The 22087-nt window shown below is 43.0% G+C and carries 22 protein-coding genes and 1 tRNA gene; 16 read left to right on the top strand and 7 right to left on the bottom strand.

Annotated elements, in window-relative coordinates:
* On the top strand, nucleotides 1–557 hold a 557-nt coding region (locus GPLA_RS23625), incomplete at its 5' end, for a hypothetical protein (RefSeq protein WP_040515074.1).
* A 359-nt stretch (nucleotides 558–916) separates the two neighbouring features.
* Here the strand turns inward: GPLA_RS23625 and GPLA_RS15825 are convergent.
* Nucleotides 917–995: transfer RNA gene (locus GPLA_RS15825), tRNA-Ile, on the bottom strand.
* A 604-nt stretch (nucleotides 996–1599) separates the two neighbouring features.
* Here GPLA_RS15825 and GPLA_RS15830 point away from each other — a divergent pair.
* Nucleotides 1600–1929, top strand: coding sequence for a hypothetical protein (locus GPLA_RS15830; protein WP_007105954.1), 330 nt, complete (start codon nucleotides 1600–1602; stop codon nucleotides 1927–1929).
* Nucleotides 1930–1981: 52 nt separating this feature from the next.
* Here the strand turns inward: GPLA_RS15830 and GPLA_RS15835 are convergent, their stop codons facing one another.
* Nucleotides 1982–2659 carry a hypothetical protein gene (locus GPLA_RS15835; RefSeq protein WP_007105955.1) on the bottom strand — a complete coding sequence of 226 codons (678 nt, stop codon included), beginning with the start codon at nucleotides 2657–2659 and terminating at the stop codon, nucleotides 1982–1984.
* Nucleotides 2660–2912: 253 nt separating this feature from the next.
* On the opposite strand from GPLA_RS15835, the gene GPLA_RS15840 reads away from it, so the two are divergent.
* From GPLA_RS15840 to serA, 10 genes are all read left to right on the top strand, one after another.
* A complete protein-coding gene (locus tag GPLA_RS15840) occupies nucleotides 2913–3227 on the top strand; it encodes a DUF3718 domain-containing protein (RefSeq protein ID WP_040515075.1) in 315 nt (104 codons plus the stop codon).
* Nucleotides 3228–3484: 257 nt separating this feature from the next.
* Nucleotides 3485–6508: a TonB-dependent receptor gene (locus GPLA_RS15845; RefSeq protein ID WP_007105958.1), complete on the top strand. Its 3024-nt coding sequence runs from the start codon at nucleotides 3485–3487 to the stop codon at nucleotides 6506–6508.
* Nucleotides 6509–6912: 404 nt separating this feature from the next.
* Nucleotides 6913–7632 carry a LytR/AlgR family response regulator transcription factor gene (locus GPLA_RS15850; protein ID WP_007105959.1) on the top strand — a complete coding sequence of 240 codons (720 nt, stop codon included), beginning with the start codon at nucleotides 6913–6915 and terminating at the stop codon, nucleotides 7630–7632.
* Nucleotides 7633–7659: 27 nt separating this feature from the next.
* Complete coding sequence (locus GPLA_RS15855; RefSeq protein ID WP_007105960.1) at nucleotides 7660–8805, top strand: sensor histidine kinase; 1146 nt, start codon at nucleotides 7660–7662, stop codon at nucleotides 8803–8805.
* Complete coding sequence (locus tag GPLA_RS15860; RefSeq protein ID WP_007105961.1) at nucleotides 8802–9632, top strand: LytR/AlgR family response regulator transcription factor; 831 nt, start codon at nucleotides 8802–8804, stop codon at nucleotides 9630–9632. Before GPLA_RS15855 ends, GPLA_RS15860 begins: the two co-directional genes overlap by 4 nt.
* 207 nt (nucleotides 9633–9839) lie before the next feature.
* Complete coding sequence (gene gshB, locus GPLA_RS15865) at nucleotides 9840–10802, top strand: glutathione synthase (protein ID WP_040515076.1); 963 nt, start codon at nucleotides 9840–9842, stop codon at nucleotides 10800–10802.
* Between the two features lie 33 nt (nucleotides 10803–10835).
* Nucleotides 10836–11393 (top strand): YqgE/AlgH family protein, encoded by a 558-nt coding sequence (locus tag GPLA_RS15870; protein ID WP_007105963.1) that lies wholly within the window; start codon nucleotides 10836–10838, stop codon nucleotides 11391–11393.
* 72 nt (nucleotides 11394–11465) lie between these two features.
* On the top strand, nucleotides 11466–11897 hold the full coding sequence (gene ruvX, locus GPLA_RS15875) for a Holliday junction resolvase RuvX (protein ID WP_007105964.1): 432 nt from the start codon (nucleotides 11466–11468) through the stop codon (nucleotides 11895–11897).
* A 148-nt stretch (nucleotides 11898–12045) separates the two neighbouring features.
* On the top strand, nucleotides 12046–12597 hold the full coding sequence (locus GPLA_RS15880) for a TlpA family protein disulfide reductase (RefSeq protein WP_226993135.1): 552 nt from the start codon (nucleotides 12046–12048) through the stop codon (nucleotides 12595–12597).
* Between the two features lie 132 nt (nucleotides 12598–12729).
* Complete coding sequence (serA, locus tag GPLA_RS15885; RefSeq protein ID WP_007105966.1) at nucleotides 12730–13959, top strand: phosphoglycerate dehydrogenase; 1230 nt, start codon at nucleotides 12730–12732, stop codon at nucleotides 13957–13959.
* A gap of 128 nt (nucleotides 13960–14087) precedes the next feature.
* Here serA and GPLA_RS15890 read toward each other — a convergent pair whose 3' ends face one another.
* Nucleotides 14088–14834 carry an AraC family transcriptional regulator gene (locus GPLA_RS15890; protein WP_007105967.1) on the bottom strand — a complete coding sequence of 249 codons (747 nt, stop codon included), beginning with the start codon at nucleotides 14832–14834 and terminating at the stop codon, nucleotides 14088–14090.
* A 385-nt stretch (nucleotides 14835–15219) separates the two neighbouring features.
* Here GPLA_RS15890 and GPLA_RS15895 point away from each other — a divergent pair, with 385 nt between their 5' ends.
* The 3 genes from GPLA_RS15895 (at nucleotide 15220) to GPLA_RS15905 (ending at nucleotide 18606) form a co-directional block, all read left to right on the top strand.
* The gene (locus tag GPLA_RS15895; protein ID WP_007105968.1) at nucleotides 15220–15888 is read left to right on the top strand and encodes a gluconate 2-dehydrogenase subunit 3 family protein; all 669 of its coding nucleotides are present in this window, start codon (nucleotides 15220–15222) and stop codon (nucleotides 15886–15888) included.
* Nucleotides 15889–15952: 64 nt separating this feature from the next.
* Nucleotides 15953–17680, top strand: a complete 1728-nt coding sequence (locus GPLA_RS15900; protein WP_007105969.1) for a GMC oxidoreductase — start codon at nucleotides 15953–15955, stop codon at nucleotides 17678–17680.
* 53 nt (nucleotides 17681–17733) lie between these two features.
* Nucleotides 17734–18606: a sugar phosphate isomerase/epimerase family protein gene (locus tag GPLA_RS15905; RefSeq protein WP_007105970.1), complete on the top strand. Its 873-nt coding sequence runs from the start codon at nucleotides 17734–17736 to the stop codon at nucleotides 18604–18606.
* A gap of 168 nt (nucleotides 18607–18774) precedes the next feature.
* Here the strand turns inward: GPLA_RS15905 and GPLA_RS15910 are convergent, their stop codons facing one another.
* Nucleotides 18775–19488: a YceH family protein gene (locus tag GPLA_RS15910; RefSeq protein WP_007105971.1), complete on the bottom strand. Its 714-nt coding sequence runs from the start codon at nucleotides 19486–19488 to the stop codon at nucleotides 18775–18777.
* A gap of 78 nt (nucleotides 19489–19566) precedes the next feature.
* On the opposite strand from GPLA_RS15910, the gene GPLA_RS15915 reads away from it, so the two are divergent.
* A complete protein-coding gene (locus GPLA_RS15915) occupies nucleotides 19567–20484 on the top strand; it encodes a histone deacetylase family protein (RefSeq protein WP_040515077.1) in 918 nt (305 codons plus the stop codon).
* A 21-nt stretch (nucleotides 20485–20505) separates the two neighbouring features.
* On the opposite strand, the gene GPLA_RS15920 is transcribed toward GPLA_RS15915, so the two are convergent.
* The 3 genes from GPLA_RS15920 to GPLA_RS15930 all read right to left on the bottom strand — a co-directional run bounded on the left by GPLA_RS15920 (nucleotide 20506) and on the right by GPLA_RS15930 (nucleotide 22087).
* On the bottom strand, nucleotides 20506–20829 hold the full coding sequence (locus GPLA_RS15920; RefSeq protein WP_007105973.1) for a hypothetical protein: 324 nt from the start codon (nucleotides 20827–20829) through the stop codon (nucleotides 20506–20508).
* Nucleotides 20830–20906: 77 nt separating this feature from the next.
* A complete protein-coding gene (gene nrtS, locus GPLA_RS15925; RefSeq protein ID WP_007105974.1) occupies nucleotides 20907–21158 on the bottom strand; it encodes a nitrate/nitrite transporter NrtS in 252 nt (83 codons plus the stop codon).
* A complete protein-coding gene (locus GPLA_RS15930) occupies nucleotides 21146–22087 on the bottom strand; it encodes a Gfo/Idh/MocA family oxidoreductase (protein WP_007105975.1) in 942 nt (313 codons plus the stop codon). Before GPLA_RS15930 ends, nrtS begins: the two co-directional genes overlap by 13 nt.

A 22087-nucleotide genomic window follows, 5' to 3' on the forward strand; every position in this document is an offset into this window, starting at 1 on the left:
AAAATGTTTTTAATAACGTCAAAAAAGAAGAGGATGGTGTTCATTTTAGTGTCGTTGATGTTGATAAATTTATTAAATTTATTAAATTTATTTTAGCAATTTACTGGAGGGCTGCAACGTCTACCCACGAAAGTTACAAAGGAGCAGTAATGCACCGAGATTTATTAAGTAAAAATGGAGATGAAAAATTAAGATTATGTCTTTTTAATGATACAAAAATACCGAGTTTATTATTCAGTGTTAAAATCAGAAGATTGAAGGATTCTACAGGCACTTGGAGCCTTAGTGATTTGAAGAATTTAATTGTAACTCCATTTCATCATCCATACGGAGAGGATAAAAAAGTACAAGTAGATTTTGTTTTTGAAGGATTTTATTTCTCGGTTATTAGTCCTGCCTTGTCTGATAAAGAAAGGAGAAGTGATATGATTTTATATCCGAAGGGACGGCAGTTTGTTGCAAAATATATAGACTTCAATTCAGTTCCTGAGTTGAACGAAATCATCAATGCCACTGTCATAAAGGTTAGTAATGGGCACAGCAGTATTACTAGTTAGTTTTTAATTATATTGCTCGTAAATTCATGGGAACAAATACTTGTTTGCATTTGACAAAATATAAATGTAGTTAACCAATATCTAAATTCCTATGACTCGCCATTAAATAGCAGTTAAATATCATTTTGGTTATAAAGCTATCAGAAATTTCAATAACAATGATATCCAGTTTTCATAAAAATAGTGGAGTTCTGAAGGCTGAATCCAGTTTTTTGGGAATTAGAGGTCAAAAAATATTGGATTATTTGCAAGAGTTGTTAGAGTGAAAACGTCAATCAAATATCAAGGTAAATTTTGAATCACTCAAATAATGAATCATTAATAATTTAAAAGCATCCATTTCAGTCTATTTTTAAAAATGGTGGCCCCTGCTGGACTTGAACCAGCGACCTATCGATTATGAGTCGAGTGCTACTAAACCAACTGAGCTAAGGGGCCTATATGTTATAATTTGTATTTTCTATGCTTTGAGTATCGTTGTCAATCAATACCTATTGTTGTAAGTAAAAATGTTAATGTTGTAACCTTACAACTACTACAACCCACGTACTCACTCACTCACTCACCATGTTGTAACAATTACAGGTGATATACATGCTCTAACCAACTGAGCTATTGGGCCATTTAGATACTGGTTTTATTCGCTAAAGAAATCAGCAAAGGTATAAAACGACGCGCAGTATAAGCAGTTTTCTTTTGCTTGTCATCTGTTTGCATAGCATTGAGTGACGGTTTGCTGGAAAAACGCGCAAGTTGAGGGGTTTTTCATCAATGGCGAAGAAAATATATGCCATTTCCTCCATGAGTCAGCACCACATAACGCTCATTTTCTTGTTTGTTAACGCCTTATCGCAGCATGGATTGCAAGTTTACACATATGCAAGGTGGGTGTTTTTTGAACACTTACTTGAGTGGCTAAATGTTTGCGTAACTATAAACTTAACAATGACATAACAAAGGTGTGCAAGGATATATAAACTTTGTTATCTTGCTATTTATAAAATGAGCCTTAGCAATAGACAAAGGGCATGTGGAGAACAATATGACCGAAAAACCATTCTTAGTCAGTGGGCGTAACACCCTTATACATAAAATTAGAAAGCTCGATCTGTTGGTAACAAATGGTGAAGATAATCCTGTCATTCTTGTGACTCACAAGAATATAAAGGAATTCACTGGCGCAATACCGGAAAATAAACGAGAAGCAAAACAGCTAGATATGGAATTAGTGGATGTTACAGTAGGGGATGTTTTCGGTGAAGAAAAGACCTTACTGTTTGTACAAACGATTAACGGCAAAGAATATAAAATTGATTACAGTAAGTATGGAACGCCTTTATTCATTAAAGTTCATCAAGATAGTGCTTTTTAATTAGTTTTTTAAGTATGGCGCATCTCTCGTGTGCCTTATCGGCCATTAGCACCTAATGGCTAACGCACTGCCACGTGTTAAACGGCAATGAGTTGTAACCGGTAATGGTTTTTGACTTCCCTCTGAATTGTACGTACTGCTCATCAAATACATTGAACCGACAAATATCAATTGGCGTCACTTCTGATGCATTCACCGGCCCAATTATTTTTCCTCGCTCCATGGCTTCTGCCACAAGTTCAGAGCAAAACAAGCTGGAAAAATCCTCGGAGTTTAAACTTATTTTTTTTAACAGCGGGATGTTGTCCGTTGCATCAACGGTAGAACCAAAGAGTTGCCAAATATCGTAGGGTTTATGATTTTGCTTAAGTAGGAAGTCAAAAAACGCGCTTTTATTGCTCTCTAGACTGATTCTTGCGTTATTGCTTAACGGTAGCCACCACATGTCGCCGTCGTAGGTAGCCACACGTTCGCTTAATCGTGTGAGCATCACGCCGCACTTACCATTGTAACTGGTGGCTTCAATCGCTTGGTTGAAATAATGTCCGTTACGCTCATCTAGTACTTTCGTTTTAATAACAACCGCCACGTGTGTCACGACGGAGCGAGTGGTCAGTTTAGCCCATTTTGAAAACAGGCTGTTGCCGCCAAAAGCGATGATATCGCCCGGTTGCATTCTTTCGCGGATTTGTGCGTAACTTCTTTGTTGGTATTGCTGGCAAACATCCATTGTTATCCCGTTATCATATCTACGTCCTTGTATGCTTTGTATCTTAGCTAACTTTTTACCAGTAACAAAATAATTCTCTTTTCCGCTCAAACAGGCTAAATCTGGGATGATTTAGCCTATCAATTCAGGTGTTAAACGCTTTACCGCATTCTTCCGTGTTTGAGCGATATTCGAATAACTTTGTCATCTTGGTGATCTACTTATTAGCTGAACCAGCCAAATATTTGGCTTTCTACAGGAACAGGGGAATGTCATGAGAAATACAATTATTGCCAGTATCTTAGCGGTAAGTGGGTTTTGTGCAGGATCAGCAAACGCAGAGTATATGGATCCGGCCTTGGAGAATAAGTTAGTGAAAATTTGCCACGCCATTAAGAGTGACAGTCGAGTCAAGCTATATATGGCCATTAAAAACAGCGGCCTAAGAGCAAGCAATGTGGCTAAAGGCTTAGTGTGTAACGGATACGATCCGGTTACTTTTGCTGCGCTTAACAATGCCAACAATACGGGTCTGGTAATGGCTAAAAGACTGAATGTTGATTATCAAGAGTTATTGGCAAAATTATAATAGAAAAATGCAATGTACTGGCAGTGTTAATCAAAGGTTAACGCTGGCAGTATTTTTACTATTTAATGATCCTGTTAATACCCGTCGCTTAAATAGCGTTTCACACGGTTTTGATTGGCCATTCTGCACCACCATACGTGTGGTTCGTCCCTAATTTATATCCCTGATTGAACTTTTTGTTAGCTTAAAAATATCGGGTTCTTGCGTATGCAATTTACCGGTTGATAACAATTAAAATTAATTTCAGGGAGTTATGCATGAAAAATACATCATTTAGACGCAGTATTACTGCACTCGCAGTGGCCGCGTCACTTGGTTTTGCCTTACCTGCTTTAGCAGATAACACGACAGCAAATATTTCAGGTTCAATCAACGCAAACAATTATTCAGAATATACCGTGACGGCTAAGGATCCTGCCACTGGATTAGAGCGAGAAATCTCTGTCAGCGACGAAGGAAGCTTCCGTTTCGCTAAGTTACCAACTGGTGTCTATGACATTTCAGTCATGAAGGATGGCAAAGTCGTTGCTGAGCAAAAAACACGTATAAGTTTAGGCTCTAATACATCACTGGCTTTCGATTTTATCAACAACGATGGTACTGAGCGCATTGAAGTGACTGGCGCGAGGATCTCTGCCATTGACTTGAGCTCAACTGATTCGGGCTTAGTCATTGACGAGGTTGAGCTAGATAGAATGCCGGTATCTCGTAACATTACCGCAGTCGCCTTACTTGCTCCTGGCACGGTAATGGGCGACTCAAGCTTTAGCTCGCCTAATTCAGGTGGTACGGCTTCGTTTGGTGGCGCTTCGGTTGCTGAAAACTCTTGTTATATCAATGGTATGGAAGTTACCAACACCAGTCAAGGTTTAGGCTGTGGTACGGTTCCTTTTGAATTCTATAAAGAATTCCAAGTTAAAACCGGTGGTTATTCCGCTCAATTTGGTAGAACAACTGGTGGCGTATTAAATGCGGTGACAAAGAGTGGCTCGAACGAATGGGAATTTGCTGCCACTGCGTTATTCACCCCTAAATCACTGCGCGAGGACGGTCAGGTTTCTTATTCTGCTGGTGGGGCGGGTGGCCAAGACGTTTTTCGCAACCAAACGCAAGATGATTACAGCAAAAGTGAATTCACTTTATCCGCATCTGGTGCATTAATTGAAGATACCTTGTTTTTCTATGCGCTAGTTAACCCTCGGGATGTTGAGAATAATTTTGCTTCACAGTCTAGCGGTAATTCGCAATACGCACCTGATGATACTTTCATCAAACGTGATTCAAGTGGTTCAGACAATATGTTCTGGGGTGCCAAGGTCGATTGGTTTGTTAATGACGATCACAAAATCAGCTTATTTGGCTATTCGAACAAGAGTAATACTCAGTCTACCTCGTATGCATTCGATCCACAGACGGGAGAGATTGGAGAGGCTTCACAAAGCACAATCAGAGAGCGTGGTGGCGATCTTAAAAGTATCAGCTACACGGGTAACTTCACTGACGAGCTAACGGTATCTGCTATGTACGGAGAAATTGAAACGGATTACACCAACACGCCAAGTAATTTGGACTGCCCGACAGTACTAGATACCAGAAGCGTTCCTGCAAATCAGAAGATAAACAGCTGTGGGGCCGGTGGAAACACAGGTACGAATCAAGATAAAAACAAGCAAACTCGTATTGATATTGAGTATGCGTTCGAAGATCATCTCGTCAGAGTGGGCTACGATAAACAGGAACGCGAAACTTTTCACACTTCAGCACCGCTCACTGGACACAGCTGGACGTATTCTTCGATTGAACCGAACGCTGTAATAAACAATAACGATGGTCCTTTATTCACTAATACTACCGGTGCTTTATTTGATGTTGTCGCTGATCGTATATTCACAGGTGGTGGTGGTTTCAGTACTGACTTAAGTGCCTGGTACGTAGAAGATGAATGGCAAGTGGCAGATGACTTGATGTTATCGTTAGGCGTGCGCCGTGATGAGTTTGAAAACTCAGGCGTGACCGGCAAGGTTTTCTCCTCGTTTAAAACGGATATTGCACCGCGCTTAGGTTTCAGCTGGGATCCTACCGGTGCAGGCGAGTCTAAAATATACGGTACATACGGTACCTACTATCTACCGGTAGCAAACAATACTAACTATCGTGCAGCGTCAGGATTAAGTGATACCACGACTTATTATACCTTTAGTGGCTCTGATGCATCGGGCGCCCCTACGGGTACTACGCCGGTATCAGGTACGATTGCTGACTCGCAAATTGTTAACTCGGTACCTAACCCTGCCACTCAAGAAACATTCCAAGCGGAAGAAGCTGAACCCTTTAGTAAAGACGAATATATCCTAGGGTATGAAACGGCAATTAACGATGAGTTCTCGTTCTCAGTTCGCGCTATATATCGTGAAGTAGCTACAGCATTAGATGATTACTGTGGGCCGTTCGCATCTCAAGCGACATGTACGTTACTTAATCCCGGTAGTTCTTCAACTTGGCAATTAGATAATGACTTTGACAGTGTTACCGATCCCGATAGCCGCAGAACTTACTCTGCTGAAGAGATTGGTTTACCTGATGCAGTGAACGAGTACACGGCATTACAACCACAAGTTAATTATCGTGGTGATAACATGCGTATGTCATTAATATACACATGGAGTCGAAGTGTGGGTAACTTCGAAGGGGCCGTTAAATCAGACATAGGGCAAGCAGACGCAGGTGTAACGCAGGATTTCGATTTCCCAGCGCTAATGGATGGATCAGATGGTTACCAGCCTAATGATCGACGTCACGTATTTAAATTCTTTGGATCCTATGATGTAACTGAAGATTTAACCGTTGGCTTTAACTCTACACTTTCTAGTGGCCGCCCCTTAAGTGCCTTTGGTCAGGGGTACCCTTCTCATGATCCTAAAGTTTATGGTAGCTATGGCGACACTTTCTACCTTTACACAAATGAGTGTCCTGATGCGAATGGTAATGGCACTTGTGAACAGAGTGAGAAAATCTATCAATTCAGCCCTCGTGGTACTAGGGGACGCACGCCTTGGACATTCAACCTTGATTTGTCAGCAAACTACAACTTCATCTTTAGTGATATTGATATGCGCGCGACATTGAACGTGTACAACGTGTTAAATGGTCAAGCCGAGACGTCACGAAATGAACATTATGAAAATAATCGAGCGGAAGGTTCATTTAATTCATATTACGGTGCAGCTTACACATGGCAATCGCCGCGTTATGTTGAGTTAGGTTTTGAAGCTCGATTTTAATAGCAATTAGCTTAGCTAAACTATAAAAACGGCAACCAAAGGTTGCCGTTTTTATTTAACGCGCTAATTATTCTAATAATTAGCGACAACGAAATGTTTCTAGGTGTTTCTTGGGGTAACTGAGTGCGTTTATCCCAAAAAATGCTAGATTCATCACAAAGCTTACTAATTATACAATTATAAGCATTATACTTTTGTCTATCGGAGTAGTGACCCGATTGATACATTCTGTAAACATGTATCGCTTCCTGGACAAAGGACTTTGCTGTAGGCATTGTCCTTTTTCTTTACACTTTTTTACATTCCATCTTTTTCTACCGTCGTTTATCTCACCGCTGTTCTGTCGTGTGCCCGTACCTTGTATATTCCATTCTTATTTTCGTAGAGTTCACGGAGAGACTCTTATGAATCGATGTATTGTCATAGACGATGAAGCTTTAGCGCGGGAACGCATTGTCCAATATCTCACCCAGTCGACCGTGTGCGAAGTGGTGGCCGAAGCGAGCAGTTATGAAACGGCCAAGCGAGTAATACTCGAGCAACAACCCGATATATGTTTTTTGGACATTCAGATCATTGGCGGTAGCGGCGTGGAATTGGCAAAAGCGCTGCGCAATAGCGTTGCATGCCATTGGGTGTTTACAACGGCTTATAGTGAGTATGCACTCGATGCATTCGACCTTGAGGCGACGGATTATTTATTGAAACCTTTTGCCGATAGCCGGTTAGCAAGCGTCATCGCTAAAATACATAAAAAGCCCAAGCCTAGTAGCAACTTAAATAAAAAACGTCGTCAATTACCGGTTAAATCAGTCGGCAGTGTGAAATTTATCAATATCCAGGACATTGTTTGGGTAAAAGGGTCGGCTAATTATGTTGAACTGTATTGTGCCGATAAAATGCACTTGCATCGCGAAACGCTTTCTGCCCTTGAGCATTTCCTCGATCCGGAACAATTTATACGGGTTCATCGCAGCGCCATCGTCAATATCGATTATATACATTCGCTCAACAGTGAGTTAGGTCGGTATTCGCTGCTGCAATTAGATAATGGTGATGAAGTGAAAATTGGTCAGTCGTACAAGGCGCAGTTACTCGTTGCATTAGGTGTCGAAAACGATTAATTCATTGTTACGAAGAGCGCAATTTATTTGAACTTGAATATCAAACAAACAATATCTGCTTTTGCAGACGTTAAACCTCAATTCTGGCTCTTGCATATACTGGGCTGGGCTTTTTACGTGGTTATTTTTACCATTGAGTATGCCGCGTTTAATACGTATACCGCAAAAACGCATTATTTGATTTTGCTGCCATTATTGTTTTCAGGCTTAGTTGGAGGCCTATTAACATGGCCGCTGCGGGGTATTTACCGACAATTTTCCAAAGGTAATCCGCTGCAAGTTTTGCTTATTATCATTACTATGAGTTTACTGGTTGCCAGTATTTGGACACCGATTAAAAACCTACTGTTAATGTATTTCTTTGATCATGTAACGCTTTTGGATTTGTATTTAGGAAACCAGCCCCAGGATTTTTATTTTGGTGAGCTGTTTCTGACTATCACCTATTCTTTTTTCATGATTATGGTGTGGAGTTGTCTGTATTTCGGCATTAATTATCACTTTAAATTATTGCGGGAAAAGCATCTCCATTTGGAGGCATTGCGCTTATCTCATATCGCCCAAATCAAAATGCTGCGTTATCAAATCAATCCGCATTTTTTATTTAATACCCTAAATGCCATTTCCACTTTGGTGTTGCGCGGCGACAAGAGTAAAGCAAATAATATGTTAGCCCGCTTAGCCACCTTCTTACGTTTTTCACTGGATAATGATCCTGAGCAAAAAATTCATCTATGTGATGAAATAAAAGCGTTGATGTTATATCTGGAGATTGAAAAAACGCGTTTTGCCGATCGTCTAGAAGTGAAGTTTACTGTACAGCCTGAGGCTGAGCGACTGTTAGTGCCTGGATTACTGCTACAACCCTTAGTGGAGAATTCAATAAAGTATGCCATTGCCCAGATGGAAGCGGGTGGGATCATTGAAGTAAGCGCGCAAATTTACAACAACTTGTTACATCTTACGGTTACAGATAACGGTCCAAATTCAGATAGTATCCCCACAACAACAGCGCAATTGCTGGAAAAAAGTCAACGGGGTGGGGTCGGTTTGAAAAACGTGGTGGAGCGCTTAAATGTGCTTTATACGAATAATCACCAGTTCGCAATTACACAAGGCACCAACCGTGGGTGTGTGGTGAATATTGTGCTGCCTATGGAAACCATCGCATGAGTAATATTCAGGTACTCATTGTTGATGATGAACCACTCGCTCGGGAAGGGTTAGCGCTGCGTTTAAGCGAATTCAGTGAAATATCTGTGTTAGGTAGCTGTAAAAATGCCACACAAGCATACGATATGCTGATGTTAAACCAGCCCGAGGTGGTTTTTTTAGATATCGAAATGCCGGGGCAAACCGGGTTGGAGTTAGCCCAACAACTGCGTGAAGAGGGTCATCCGACTAAGATTGTTTTTGTGACGGCATTTCGAGAGTTCGCCGTCAAGGCGTTTGATTTTGATGCTTTTGATTATTTACTCAAGCCTTTTTCCGATGAACGACTCAAAGAGTGCATAGACAAGTTAAGCAGTGCAAGTGATGTTACCGATACTGTGCGTCAACATAAAAAACTGGGGGCGTTACTCAATCGTAAAACTGGTAATTCAATTGATAGCTTCATGCACAGCTTAGAGGTTTCACATAACGAAGACTTGCATGAGTTACGGCAAATTATTTCACTTAAAAGTGGTTCACAGTGGATCAGAGTGAAACTGGACGATATCGTTTGGATTGAAGCCGCAGGTGATTATATGTGTGTGCATACCAACAGTGAAACGCATATTATTCGTAAAACTCTAAAGCAGTTTGAAGAAGAATTAGACAGTGTACATTTCCCCCGCGTGAGCCGCTCGGCCATCATCAATATTACTAAACTGTCAACCTTAACACCTAACTCAAATGGCGAGTATGTCGCCCAACTGAGTAACGAGATCCAAGTCAAAGTGGGGCGAAAATATAAGTTCAGTATTGACGAGCTGAGGCCGCAGACAAAAGGTGTATAGAGCCTTGTTGTTATGTTGTTCACACGTCAGTGGATTTTTATCATCTATAACGTGATGTTTATTTTGTTGTCCGTTGTAAGCTAAATGCCACAAATCGTGTCTCATTCCCTATCTCGTACTTGAAATTACGATAATCAGCACAAAATTAGCTTAATCTATGGCATCTCTTTCTAGCGAATGCCTTCTAACGTTATCTAAGGACTTACCTTGACCATTAAACTTGGCGTAGTAATGGATCCGATCGGATCGATCAACATTAAAAAAGACACTAGCTTTGCCATGCTGTTGGGGGCCCAAGCTCGGGGCTATGAAATTTTCTATATGGAAATGGCTGACTTGTATTTGCAAAACGGTAAGCCGATGGCGCAGATGCGTCGCTTAACCGTACAAGAAGACCCGCAGAATTGGTTTAACTTACAAGAGCAAGAGAACATTGGCTTAGGTGAGTTAGATGTTATTTTAATGCGTAAAGATCCTCCTTTTGATAGTGAATTTTTGTATGCCACGCAAATGTTTGAGTTGGCCGAGCAAACAGGTACCTTGGTGGTAAATAAAGCCCAGAGCTTACGTGATTTTAACGAGAAACTTTTTACGTCTTGGTTCCCTGAATTGATCCCTGACACCCTGGTAACTCGCAGCTCGAAACTCATTCGTGAATTCCATACAACTCACCAAGACATGATCTGCAAGCCACTCGATGGCATGGGCGGAACCTCTATTTTTCGGGTCAAGCCTGATGGCAATAATCTGGGTGTCATCATTGAAACCTTAACTCAGTTAGGTACGCAGTACGCCATGTTCCAGCGCTATTTGCCGGAAATTAAAGAAGGTGACAAACGTATCCTCATTATTGATGGGCAGGTGGTGCCTTATGCCTTAGCACGACTGCCACAAAAAGGCGAAACACGGGGTAACTTGGCTGCGGGCGGTACAGGAAGAGCACAGCCTTTATCAGAAAGTGATTTTAAGTTGGCCAATAGTATTGCGCCTTTGTTAGTTGAAAAAGGTCTGATATTTGTTGGACTTGATGTGATTGGTGATCGCATCACCGAAATCAATGTCACTAGTCCTACTTGCGTACGCGAAATACAAGCCGCTTATCCCATTGATATTATTGCTATGTTATTCGATGCTATCGAGAAACGCTTAACTGCTCGGGACAGTCATTAATATGCCGACCGTTATTATTTCTGTGGTGACACAATGAATAGTTTTCAAAACTACTTACTCATTGCTATGCCCAGTATGGATGATCCGTACTTTTCTCGTTCAGTGACTTACATTTGTGAGCACAATGAGCAGGGAGCGATGGGCTTGGTCATCAACCAGCCGGCGGGTATGAGCTTGAAAGAATTGATTAATCAGACGGATGAAGACGCCGTGGTTGATGATGATAAGGCTGACAATATTGTCTTAGCGGGGGGGCCCGTTAGCCAAGATCGTGGCTTTATTTTACATACCACTCAACCAGGTTGGAGCGCGAGCCTAGCGCTTACTTCTGATATCATGGTGACCACGTCGAAAGATATTTTATCATCCTTAGGGAATAGTGACGCACCGGATAAATCCATTGTGACTTTAGGGTACGCGGGCTGGTCAGCAGGTCAGTTAGAAGAAGAACTGCGGGCAAACTCTTGGCTCATGGTTGAAGCCGATAGTGAATTGCTATTCGATACGCCTATTCATAAAAAGTGGGAAGCAGCGGTGCATAAATTGGGTATCGACACCTGGCAAATTGGTCCTGATGTGGGGCATGCCTGATGTTTCATTGCTGCCAATTAAATTAGATTGGGCCGTCCCTGTGGCTAATTGCCAATATTATAGAGTTTTATTATGACAAAGGCTGCACAGCGCACCGTATTAGCATTTGATTTTGGCACCAAAAGCATTGGTGTGGCCGTTGGGCAAGAAGTCACTGGCACGGCATCTCCCCTTGATGCTATTAAGGCGGTTGATGGCATTCCTAATTGGGATGTGGTGGCCAAGGTCTTCGAGCAATGGCAACCTGACTTAGCCGTTGTGGGTTTACCACTTAACATGGACGGCACATTCCAACAGGTAACCTTTGCGGCTAAGAAGTTTGCGAATCGTCTGCATGCCAAATATAAAGTGCCCATTGAAACCATGGATGAGCGATTGACTACGGTGGATGCGAAAGCACGATTGTTTGAGATGGGCGGCTTCAAAAAATTAGATAAACAGAAAATTGACAGTGCCTCAGCGTGCCTGATCTTCGAAAGTTGGGTAGAGCAGTCTTATTCTTAAAGCTGCACTCCTGTAGTCCTGTAGTCCTGTAGTCCTGCACTCCTGCACTATTGATCTGTTAGGGCATATTAACAGTGGGTATAAATTCTGAAAGATTAAGTGCTTAAACGCTTTCTTGTTTACATCACTCTTTGAAAGATAACCGCTTATGCCAATGCAATCTTGTCAGTCCATCAGGGTAAACCATTCAATCGTTAAGATAATTGTCCTCGTTTTTGTGATGATATTCATTTCATCTTTGGCTCACGCCGCTGAGCCAGATGCTCCTACCAAAGCCAAGCTGAAAATGGCACCACAATGGAGCCTGTTTGATGCCCAAGGAAATGAAGTTAAGTCTTCTGATTTTAAAGGCAAACCATTGGTCATTCATTTTTGGGCAACGTGGTGCCCCTATTGTAAAAAACTGCAACCTGGCTTGGATAAACTGTATAAAAAATACCAAGCGCAAGGCTTACAGATGATCGCCATTAGTTCGCTTGAAGAGGAGGACGCAAAGCCACAGGAAGAGCTCACTGCACGGGGTATATCGTTTAAAACCTTAATTAACGGTGACAAAGTCGGCATGGAAAAATTCTTTGTTAGCGGTACTCCCACAACCTTTTTTATTAATGCTCAAGGGCAAGTGGTGGTGGCGACTAGGCTGTCGGATCCGAACGATCCTCGTTTAGAACAAGTGGTGAAATCGTTATTGCCTAATTAATGTCTGACTTATGCGCATTTTTTATCATAGTTTTTAAGGGTTCTACTTCCTTATAGACGCAAGTTCTGCTATTTTGCGTTGGCAAATAGACGTCCAGATGTCTTCTTACTCTTCATCAACTTGGATACCGCAATGAGCAAAGTTTCGCTTCAAAAAGACAAGATTAAAATTTTACTTCTCGAAGGACTACATCAGAGTAGCTTAGACACGCTGCAGGCAAATGGTTACGAGAATATTGAGTACGTGAAAACGTCGTTACCTGAAGACGAACTGATTGAGAAAATCAAAGATGTGCATTTCATCGGACTTCGCTCTCGCACCCAGTTAACGGAGCGGGTAATCGAAGCTGCGAACAAGTTAGTGGCAGTAGGGTGTTTCTGCATCGGAACCAACCAAGTTGATTTAAAAGCGACCCAAAAACGCGGGATCCCAGTTTTCAACGCCCCGTTTTCAAATACCCGTTCAGTGGCAGAGCTTGTGCTTGGACAACTTATCTTATTATTGCGCGGTGTACCTGAGCGCAATGCCAAGGCTCATCGTGGCGAGTGGGACAAAAGTGCAGTGGGCTCTTATGAAGCGCGCGGCAAAACACTGGGTATTGTCGGTTACGGTCATATCGGTACGCAGTTAAGTATTCTCGCTGAGCATTTGGGGATGCGGGTACAGTTTTTTGATATTGAAGACAAATTGGTCTTGGGCAATTCGACCCAAGTTAAGTCACTCAAAACGTTAATGAGCACGTCTGATGTGGTGAGCTTACATGTGCCTGAAACAGCACAAACCCAGAATATGATTGGTGCCACAGAGTTATCTTGGATGAAACAAGGCTCCATTCTGATGAATGCCGCCCGCGGCACGGTTATTGATATTCCAGCGTTAGTTGCCGTACTTGAAAGTGGTAAACTAAGCGGCGCAGCGGTGGATGTATTCCCTGTTGAGCCTAAATCAAATTCAGAAGAGTTTGAGTCACCACTGCGTAAATTCGACAACGTTATTTTAACCCCTCATGTGGGTGGCAGCACGCAAGAAGCGCAGCAAAATATCGGTATTGAAGTCGCGGGTAAGCTGGCTAAATACAGTGATAATGGCTCGACGTTATCCGCGGTTAATTTCCCTGAAGTATCATTGCCGTCTCATGCCCAGCGTTCACGTTTGTTACATATCCACAAAAACACCCCTGGTGTGCTAACGCAAATTAACCAAGCGTTTGCCGAGAAAAACATCAACATTGCAGCGCAATATCTGCAAACTGATGACACCATAGGTTATGTGGTTATTGATGTGGAAACTGATGATGCGGATCAAGCACTTGAACAATTAAATTTGATTGAAGGCACAATTAAGTCACGTATTTTATTATAGCCAAATCGTGTCTAGCCTCTAGGGTGATTTTTTAGAGGCTGATAAAACTAAAAAAGCGACATGTTCAACACCTGTCGCTTTTTTTGTGCCTATGGAAAGCGGGAGATACAAAGTCGTTAGAGGCGAATTTACTGGTAACTCTGGCGAAATTCAGATGGCTTGGTTTCAAATAGTTGGTAGAACTTGCGACTGAAATAACTGGCGTCTTGAAAACCCACTTCTGCGGCAATGACGTTAATCGGTAGGGTGGTTTCTACTAATAACCGCCGGGCATTTTCCAACCGCACCTGAATGATGTAATGCCTAGGGGTGAGTCCCAAGTATTTCTTAAAACGTCGTTCAAGGGCACTGATCGACAAATGGGAAAGGGCGGCAAGTTCCTGCATGGAAAGATTTTGCATGTAATGCTGACGAATATGGCTCATGGGGGTTTTCAGGGCATCCATACTGTTTAATGCGACAGAGGTTTTTTCTAAGTGCCGTGATGTGCCATATGAGCCAATAATATCCCCATTGGCATCGTACAAAGCGCGCTTTGATGTGGTAAACCAACATACTTCCCCTGACTCGAGTACATTCATTTCTAAGCGTTCGGTAACGGTCTCACCTTTGATGACACGCTGATCATCGTTTAAAAACTGTTTAGCTATGTGCCGGGGGGCGAAATCTGCGTCGGTTTGACCCAAAGCTTGTTCCAAGGTATGAATACCGACGTGTTCTAAAAAACATTGGTTGGCATGGATTAAACGACTTTGTGTGTCTTTTATCCAAAATAGAATATCGGGTAGAAGATCAAACATGGATAACAACTGGCTTATGTTGCAACGACGAATAAATTGCGCGCTGTCTTCGCTACTAATATGGTGTGTTGTCATGGTGCTAAATTTCGCTCTTTAGTCGAATTTTTAAGGATTAATATAAGCAGATTAACTGACACTGTATACAGTTAAAATCTATTCGAGGTTAATAATTTAGGTTAATAAGGACACTTTTTTATTTCAATACGCTGATTTAGTCCTAGTCATGACCGATTTAACATTATCAATGATTAACCTTTATCTCTTACAATAATTAACATTCAGTTAACCTTATTTCCTATTGCTTGTGCATATCCTGCTTATGGTTGAACTAATGCCTAGGATTAAACACTTAGCTAGAAGACGCACACCCTGACAAGTTAAATGCTGAACGCCTAATGCTCTGTATTTGGCTTTTCTCATCAGGGGTCTGTAATCATTATCAAAGATAAAAGGTGTTTCCATGGATAAATCATCATCTCGTCCTCCACATCAGGTGATAAATGAACCGGTGCATAATTCTGCGCAATCGGCTCAAGTAGACAATCCCCACAAGCGTTCTTTTTTATTGGGCCTCAGCGCATTGATTGGCAGCGCTAGCGCTGCGAGTTTATTAGGCGGTAACGCGATAAATGTGGCGATGGCTTATCAAGGTAACGCTCAAAGTTGGCAGTCCTCAGGACGACTACTAACCCAAGGGCAGATGCAGTTGCTACGTGATATCTGTCAATTAGTGATCCCAAAAACTGATACAGCAGGGGCTGCTGATGTAGACACCCATGGTTTTATTGACAACCAGTTGGTGCGATGCCACCCGCCTTGGCAGCAAACTCAAGTGGTCGATTTGTTGGATCGTATCGATCGCGCTGCGCAAAAACGCTTTACCAGCCAATTCACTCAATGCAGTCAGCAGCAACAATTGGCGTTACTCACGTCAATTGAAGAAGCGGAAAAGGAGTTTGGCCATGACGACGCTGAGCATTTTGCCTTTTTAAAACAACTCATCGTTTTTGGATATTTTACCACTGAGGTTGGGGCGACCAAAGAACTGGCATATCTACCTGTGCCCGGCGGTTTTAAGGGTTCAATTCCGTATTCTTCAATCGGCAAAGCTTGGCTCGGTGGTTTGTAACGTCCAATTTATCCCACTGAGTAGGTAATTCTGCAGGCACAAGTATTAAGTATAGGATGATGTAATGAGTGACCAAATGTATATAAAAGACACTGACCAAGTCTATGACGCTATTGTTGTTGGTTCTGGACTGTCCGGTGGCTGGGCAGCAAAAGAGTTCTGTGAGCGGGGTTTGAAGACCTTAATGATTGAACGGGGAAGGGTGGTTGAACACCGTAAAGATTATATTGGTGAAGGGGTTCCCCCTTGGGATATGCCCATGCGCGGTAAAGTGGATAACATTTTACTTGAGCAGCGCTACCGCATTCAGAAGCAGTGTTATGCCTTTAATGATGCCACCAAGCATTTTTTTGGGAATGACCGAGATCTACCCTATACCACCAAACCTGGCACCACTTTTAGCTGGATCCGAGGCAATCAGTTGGGCGGTAAGTCGCTATTGTGGCATCGACAGTCTTATCGTTTAAGCGATCATGACTTCGCTGCTAATAGTCTAGATGGCCACGGTAATGATTGGCCGGTACGTTATGCTGATCTGGAAAAATGGTACAGCCATGTAGAGCGCCATGCTGGTATCAGTGGCGCCAAAGAAGGCTTAGCGCAACTTCCTGATAGTGAGTTTTTGCCTGCATTTGAAATGACTAAACCGGAAATTGACATCAAAGCTGCCATCGAAAAAGCGTATCCGGATCGCAAAATGATCATGGGGCGTATGGCACATTTAACGCAGCCCACGCAGTTGCATATTGAACAGGGACGGGTGCAGTGCCAAGCGCGCAACGAATGTCAAAAAGGCTGTTCATTTGGCGCTTATTTCTCTACTCAAAGCTCAACGTTGCCCGCAGCTGCTGCCACTGGAAATTTGCATATTGCACCTAACAGTGTGGTGCATAGCCTAATTTATGATGAAAAAAGCCAGCGTGTTAAAGGCGTCAGGGTGATTGATAACGATACGTTAGCTGAGCGTGAGTATTACGGCAAAGTTGTCTTCTTGTGCGCTTCTACCTTAGGCAGCACACAAATCATGCTTAACTCTACCTCGAAATCGTTTCCTGACGGGATTGCCAATAGTTCCGGGGTATTGGGTCATTATTTGATGGATCACAATTACAACGCGGGGGCATCAGGTGATGTTGCGGGCTATGAAGACGAGTATTACCAAGGTCGGCGACCTGGTGGTATTTACGTGCCTAATTTTCAATACGAACCTAAACGCGGTAAGAAAAACTACTTACGGGGCTATGCCCTAGCCGGTGGGGCTTATAGGGAAGGGTGGCAGCAAAACGCGAGCAAAAAAGGCTTTGGCGCCGAATTTAAGCAACAAGTCACCCAAGCGGGTAAATGGCGCTTTGGCTTGTATGCTCAGGGCGAAATGTTACCCCGCTATGAAAATACCGTGCAGTTGCATGACACCTTGAAAGATAAATGGGGGATCCCGCAGCTTGAGATTAATTGCCGGTGGTCAGATAACGAGTTGGATATGATGAAAGATGCCGCGGACACGGCAGAGGAAATGCTAAAAACGGCAGGTGTAGAGAATGTCAGCAGTTACGTGAATCAAGGGCCGCCTGGGCTAGCCATTCATGAGCTTGGCACGGCACGCATGGGGCACGATCCTAAAACATCTGTGTTAAACAGGTTTAATCAATCCCATGATGTGGCTAACTTATTTGTAACCGATGGTGCAAGTTTCAGTAGTTCAGCGGTGCAGAATCCATCGTTAACCTTTATGGCATTAACAGCAAGAGCGGTTGATTACGCCACAAAAGAAATGCAGGCAGGGCGCATTTAAGCGCTGGGCCTAGATGTTAATGACAAGATAAATTACAGTACAAGGAGCATAAAATGGTACAAGGTCGCAATATTTATAAAGCAGTGTCACGGGCAGTTGTAGTGTGTTTGGCATTTGCCATCATCGCCTGCACACCCCAGCCAGAAACAACAGAGCCACAGGTGAGCGTACAATTGTGGTCAGTGAAAGATGAGGTCAAACGTGACTTTGAAGGTACCTTAACCGTGCTGGCTGATATGGGCTTTGACGGAGTTGAGTTTGCCGGGGATTTTGGTGACTATCAACAAAATCCTGAAGGACTTAAAACTTTTTTAGCGGGTCTAGGTTTGCAGGTTAGCGGAGCACATATTCCATTTGAGATGTTAGACGATGAGCACTTTGCCGCTACCGTGGCATTTTATCAGGCGATTGGGTGCGACACCTTAATCGTACCTTACGATGCCCGAGCATTTGACGCTCAGCAGGTAACAAACGTGGTGGCAGATTTAAACCGATTAGCAGTGAAATTAGCGCCTATGGGAATGCAAATTGGTTATCATAATCATGAAAAAGAATTTGATAGCTTTGAGCAAACAACGTTTTGGGATTATATCGCCACTCACACAGATGAAAACGTCGTATTGCAGCAAGATGTGGGCTGGACAACCTATGCAGGTAAAGATCCCGTGGAATATGTTAAGCGCTATCCTGGACGCACGCTAACCACGCATTATAAGGTGAAACTCCCTGATGAGGTGCAAGGAAAGCAGCCGTTGATTGGCCAAGACACGATTGACTGGTCAAGTCTAATTGAAGCAAATATCACTGTGGGGGGCACGCAATGGTTGGTCGTCGAGCAAGAAGAGTACCCGAACGGCCTTAAACCACTGGAAGCAGTGAAAATATCCAAGCAAGGTTTAGAGACTTATCTAGAGGCTCGAAAATAAACCGCTAGGCAGGTGAATATCACAATTGGCTGCTAAATAGACCAAGTGGCCCGAGTTCATAACGATTATAAACTCGGGTTTTTTTGTGGGTAACTGCTCCCTTGGGATCAGTGACTTGAGCAATAGACAATAACCGGTGTTTTTAAAACCGTATCAAGTTTGTGGTGTTTACTCTGCTAACTCATCTACTCGTGCTTGAAGAACTTGCACTTGCTCCCGTAGCGCCGCCACTGTTAGTTCCAATTCAGCTAAGCGATGTTCATGTGATGTGCTTGCTTGGCTATTTTGATTGTCTGTTTTGCTTTCCACCGGGCGTTGCGCTGTTATGGATTGTGGGTTTTTATCCAGTTCACTATCGTGACTGACGGATTCATCAGTATCGATATAAAATTGCTGTGCATAGCGAGATTCACGCTTGCCGGGCACTCTTGCCAAGCGCACAACGAGTTGCTCTTGGTTAAAGTCCATCAGTTGCAGTAAGGCTGTATCTACTTCTTCAACGCTGGAAAAACCTGCCATACGTTGGGCACGAGTTCTTAGCTCTCCCGGAGTTTGTGGACCGCGTAATAACATCACGCAGATAATGGCTAACTGGTGGGGAGTAAATCTCAGATCACTAAATTCTGTATTACAAAATCGATGTTTATAACGAGTTGCGCGGCTACCACTTTGCTCGAAAATTAAATTTTTAGCGTACAGTTCGTCCAACGTACTTTGCACTTGGTGTTCGGTAAGTTCCATGACAGGTTCACGGTTACTCTTTTGGTTGCATGCTGTGGTTACACTATTGAGTGACAGCGGGTATTGCTCGGGTGTGGTAACTTCTTTTTCTAATAAAACGCCGATAACACGAGCTTGGTACTGAGTTAAGGTAACTAACAAGGTAACTCCTTAAAAAATAAAATGGCTTGCAGCTGTTTTTCGCTAACGTGACAATAGTGATTATAGCCACCTAAGTATATGAATGAGAGAGATCTTTTGTCGATACCTTTAGTTTTTCATCCTATTTATAGTCAACTTGATTTACCTCATAGGCATCGCTTCCCTATCGAAAAATATCAGGCCATTTACGACCGATTAATCGACTCAGGCATACCCAGTAGTCAATTTCATCAACCCCAAGCATTATCGCCAACTCAATTAGCGAGGGTATACAGCCCAGAGTATGTCAACGCGCTCACCCAAGGTGTGCTTGAAAGTAAGGCGATGCGTCGAATTGGGTTTCCTTGGTCGGCACAATTAATCGAGCGTTCATTGACAGCGGTAGCGGGCACAGTTTTGACATCGTCCCTTGCTATTGAACATGGTAAAGCGTTGAATTTAACCGGCGGCTATCATCATGCTTTTGCTAATTTTGGTTCTGGATTTTGCTTGTTCAACGATCTGTACTTGGCAGCGCTGAATATGTTGCAAACGCCTAATATCGACAAGGTGCTGATATTCGACTGTGATGTGCATCAAGGTGACGGCACGGCCAAATTAGCGGCAAATAACCCCAAGGTGTTTACGGTGTCAATTCATGGTGAGAAGAACTTCCCCTTGCGCAAACAAATCTCAGATATGGACTTTGCGCTGGCAAAAGGAACAAGTGACAACGAATATCTGGAAGTGGTTGAGTCAGCCCTCAATTTGGCTTTTACTGCGTTTCAGCCCGATGCGGTGATTTATGATGCTGGAGTGGATATCCATATAAACGATGATTTAGGTCATCTGCACATTTCTACTCAAGGTGTGTATGCCCGTGATTGTATGGTGTTCGATGCATGCGCAAAACATAGGGTACCGGTCGCCGCGGTTATCGGTGGTGGGTATCAACGAGATATAAACGCATTGGTAGAGGTACATATTCAGTTATATCGGGCGGCGGGTGTGATGTAACTCAGGGTATAACAAATGATATTAAGGCGCTTTTAGCAATAAACTCCTAAGGTCAGGGTCGACTAAATCCAACCACTTATTATCAACGTAATAAATGTGTTCAATATTGTGTTTCTCGCACAAAGCAGTTAATTCAGTGAGATACTTACAGGTGGCATTATCAAAACGTGTTTTGTGCCGCCAAGGGTCACTCTCAATGAAAAATAAAATTTGGCAGGCACCCTCTCGACTCAGTGCTTTTGAAAGTTTGTACTCAGGGTAGTCAGTGCCCAAAATGATGACATTTTTCTTGGCGCTCGTTTTTCCGGTAAAAATAGCGTTTAACAAGGACGTGAAAAATTTCATTCGCTTCTCAGTTGGTCTACTAAGCATAAAAGGCCTATGGCTAAGAGCATAGGCGATAAGTCTTCAGGGGAAAGCGTCTAATAAATGTGTTGTTTTTGGAAGTCATCTTTAGCCGTTTGTATCGCAGACCAGGTAGAAACCGAATAAGGAACAAAATAAGAAATCAATATTTTGAGTATGTCTGCAAGGGTGATCGTACCCATCAATATATTGTCTCCATGATTAATTAAACCTAAAAGCGTACCGACGACTAAAGCAACTTTAATACTTCTATTGCGTATATCTGGGCGAAACAGCAACCCGCGTGTAGTTAATTTCACTTGAGGCATTGGGCTAACCTGTCTAAAGTTTGCATGGCACGAAAGCATGTTATTACACTAGCGTTAGGTTCACGCTCTTCGCTTATCGCGCTAATAAACTCTCGGTCTATAAGCTCTATACCGTTCATGGATACCGCCACATCGGTTAGGTCAATTGGGTTTGATTGACCGTCGAAAAGGTCATCATAGCGGGCTAGATAGGTGCCGTTGTCGCACACATAGCGAAAATTACTGCCTAAGGGACCATCATTATTAAAGGATAGTGCCAATGTGCAAACCGCTCCGGATGGCACTTTCATGATAATACTCATGTCTAGGGCGATACCCAATTCAGAGTGAATAGGTCCCTGTAGCGCATAACACTGTGATACGACTTCTCCCGTTTGGTATTGAAACAAATCGACGGTATGACAAGCGTGGTGCCATAACAGGTGATCCGTCCAACTACGAGCCTCACCTAGGGCGTTAGTGTTCTTACGGCGTAAGAAGAAGGTTTCCACGACCAAATGCTGAATAGATAAGGTGCCCGTGCGGATTTTCTGATGGATCCATTGATGACTAGGATTAAAGCGCCGAACATGCCCCACCATAGCAACCTTGTTAGAACGCGTGGCTGCATCAACCAGTGCTTGGGCGTCAATAATATTGTCAGCCATAGGTATCTCGACTAACACGTGTTTATTCGCAGTAAGTGCCTGAATGGCTTGCTCCGCATGCATATGTGTGGGGGTGGCTAAAATGACGGCATCTATATCATCTCGCGCCAGTGCTTGGGCATAATCATTGCTAAAATCCTCAATGGCATATTTTTTCGCGACGCTTTTTGTCGTCGCTGGGTCTGCCCCCACCAAGCTAATGCTGCGCACTTGGCCAATGTTCTTCAGCGCTTCAATGTGTTTACTGCCAAACGCGCCTTCACCGATCACGCACACATTCAT

It is taken from the genome of Paraglaciecola polaris LMG 21857 (assembly GCF_000315055.1).
Classification (GTDB): Bacteria; Pseudomonadota; Gammaproteobacteria; order Enterobacterales; family Alteromonadaceae; genus Paraglaciecola; species Paraglaciecola polaris.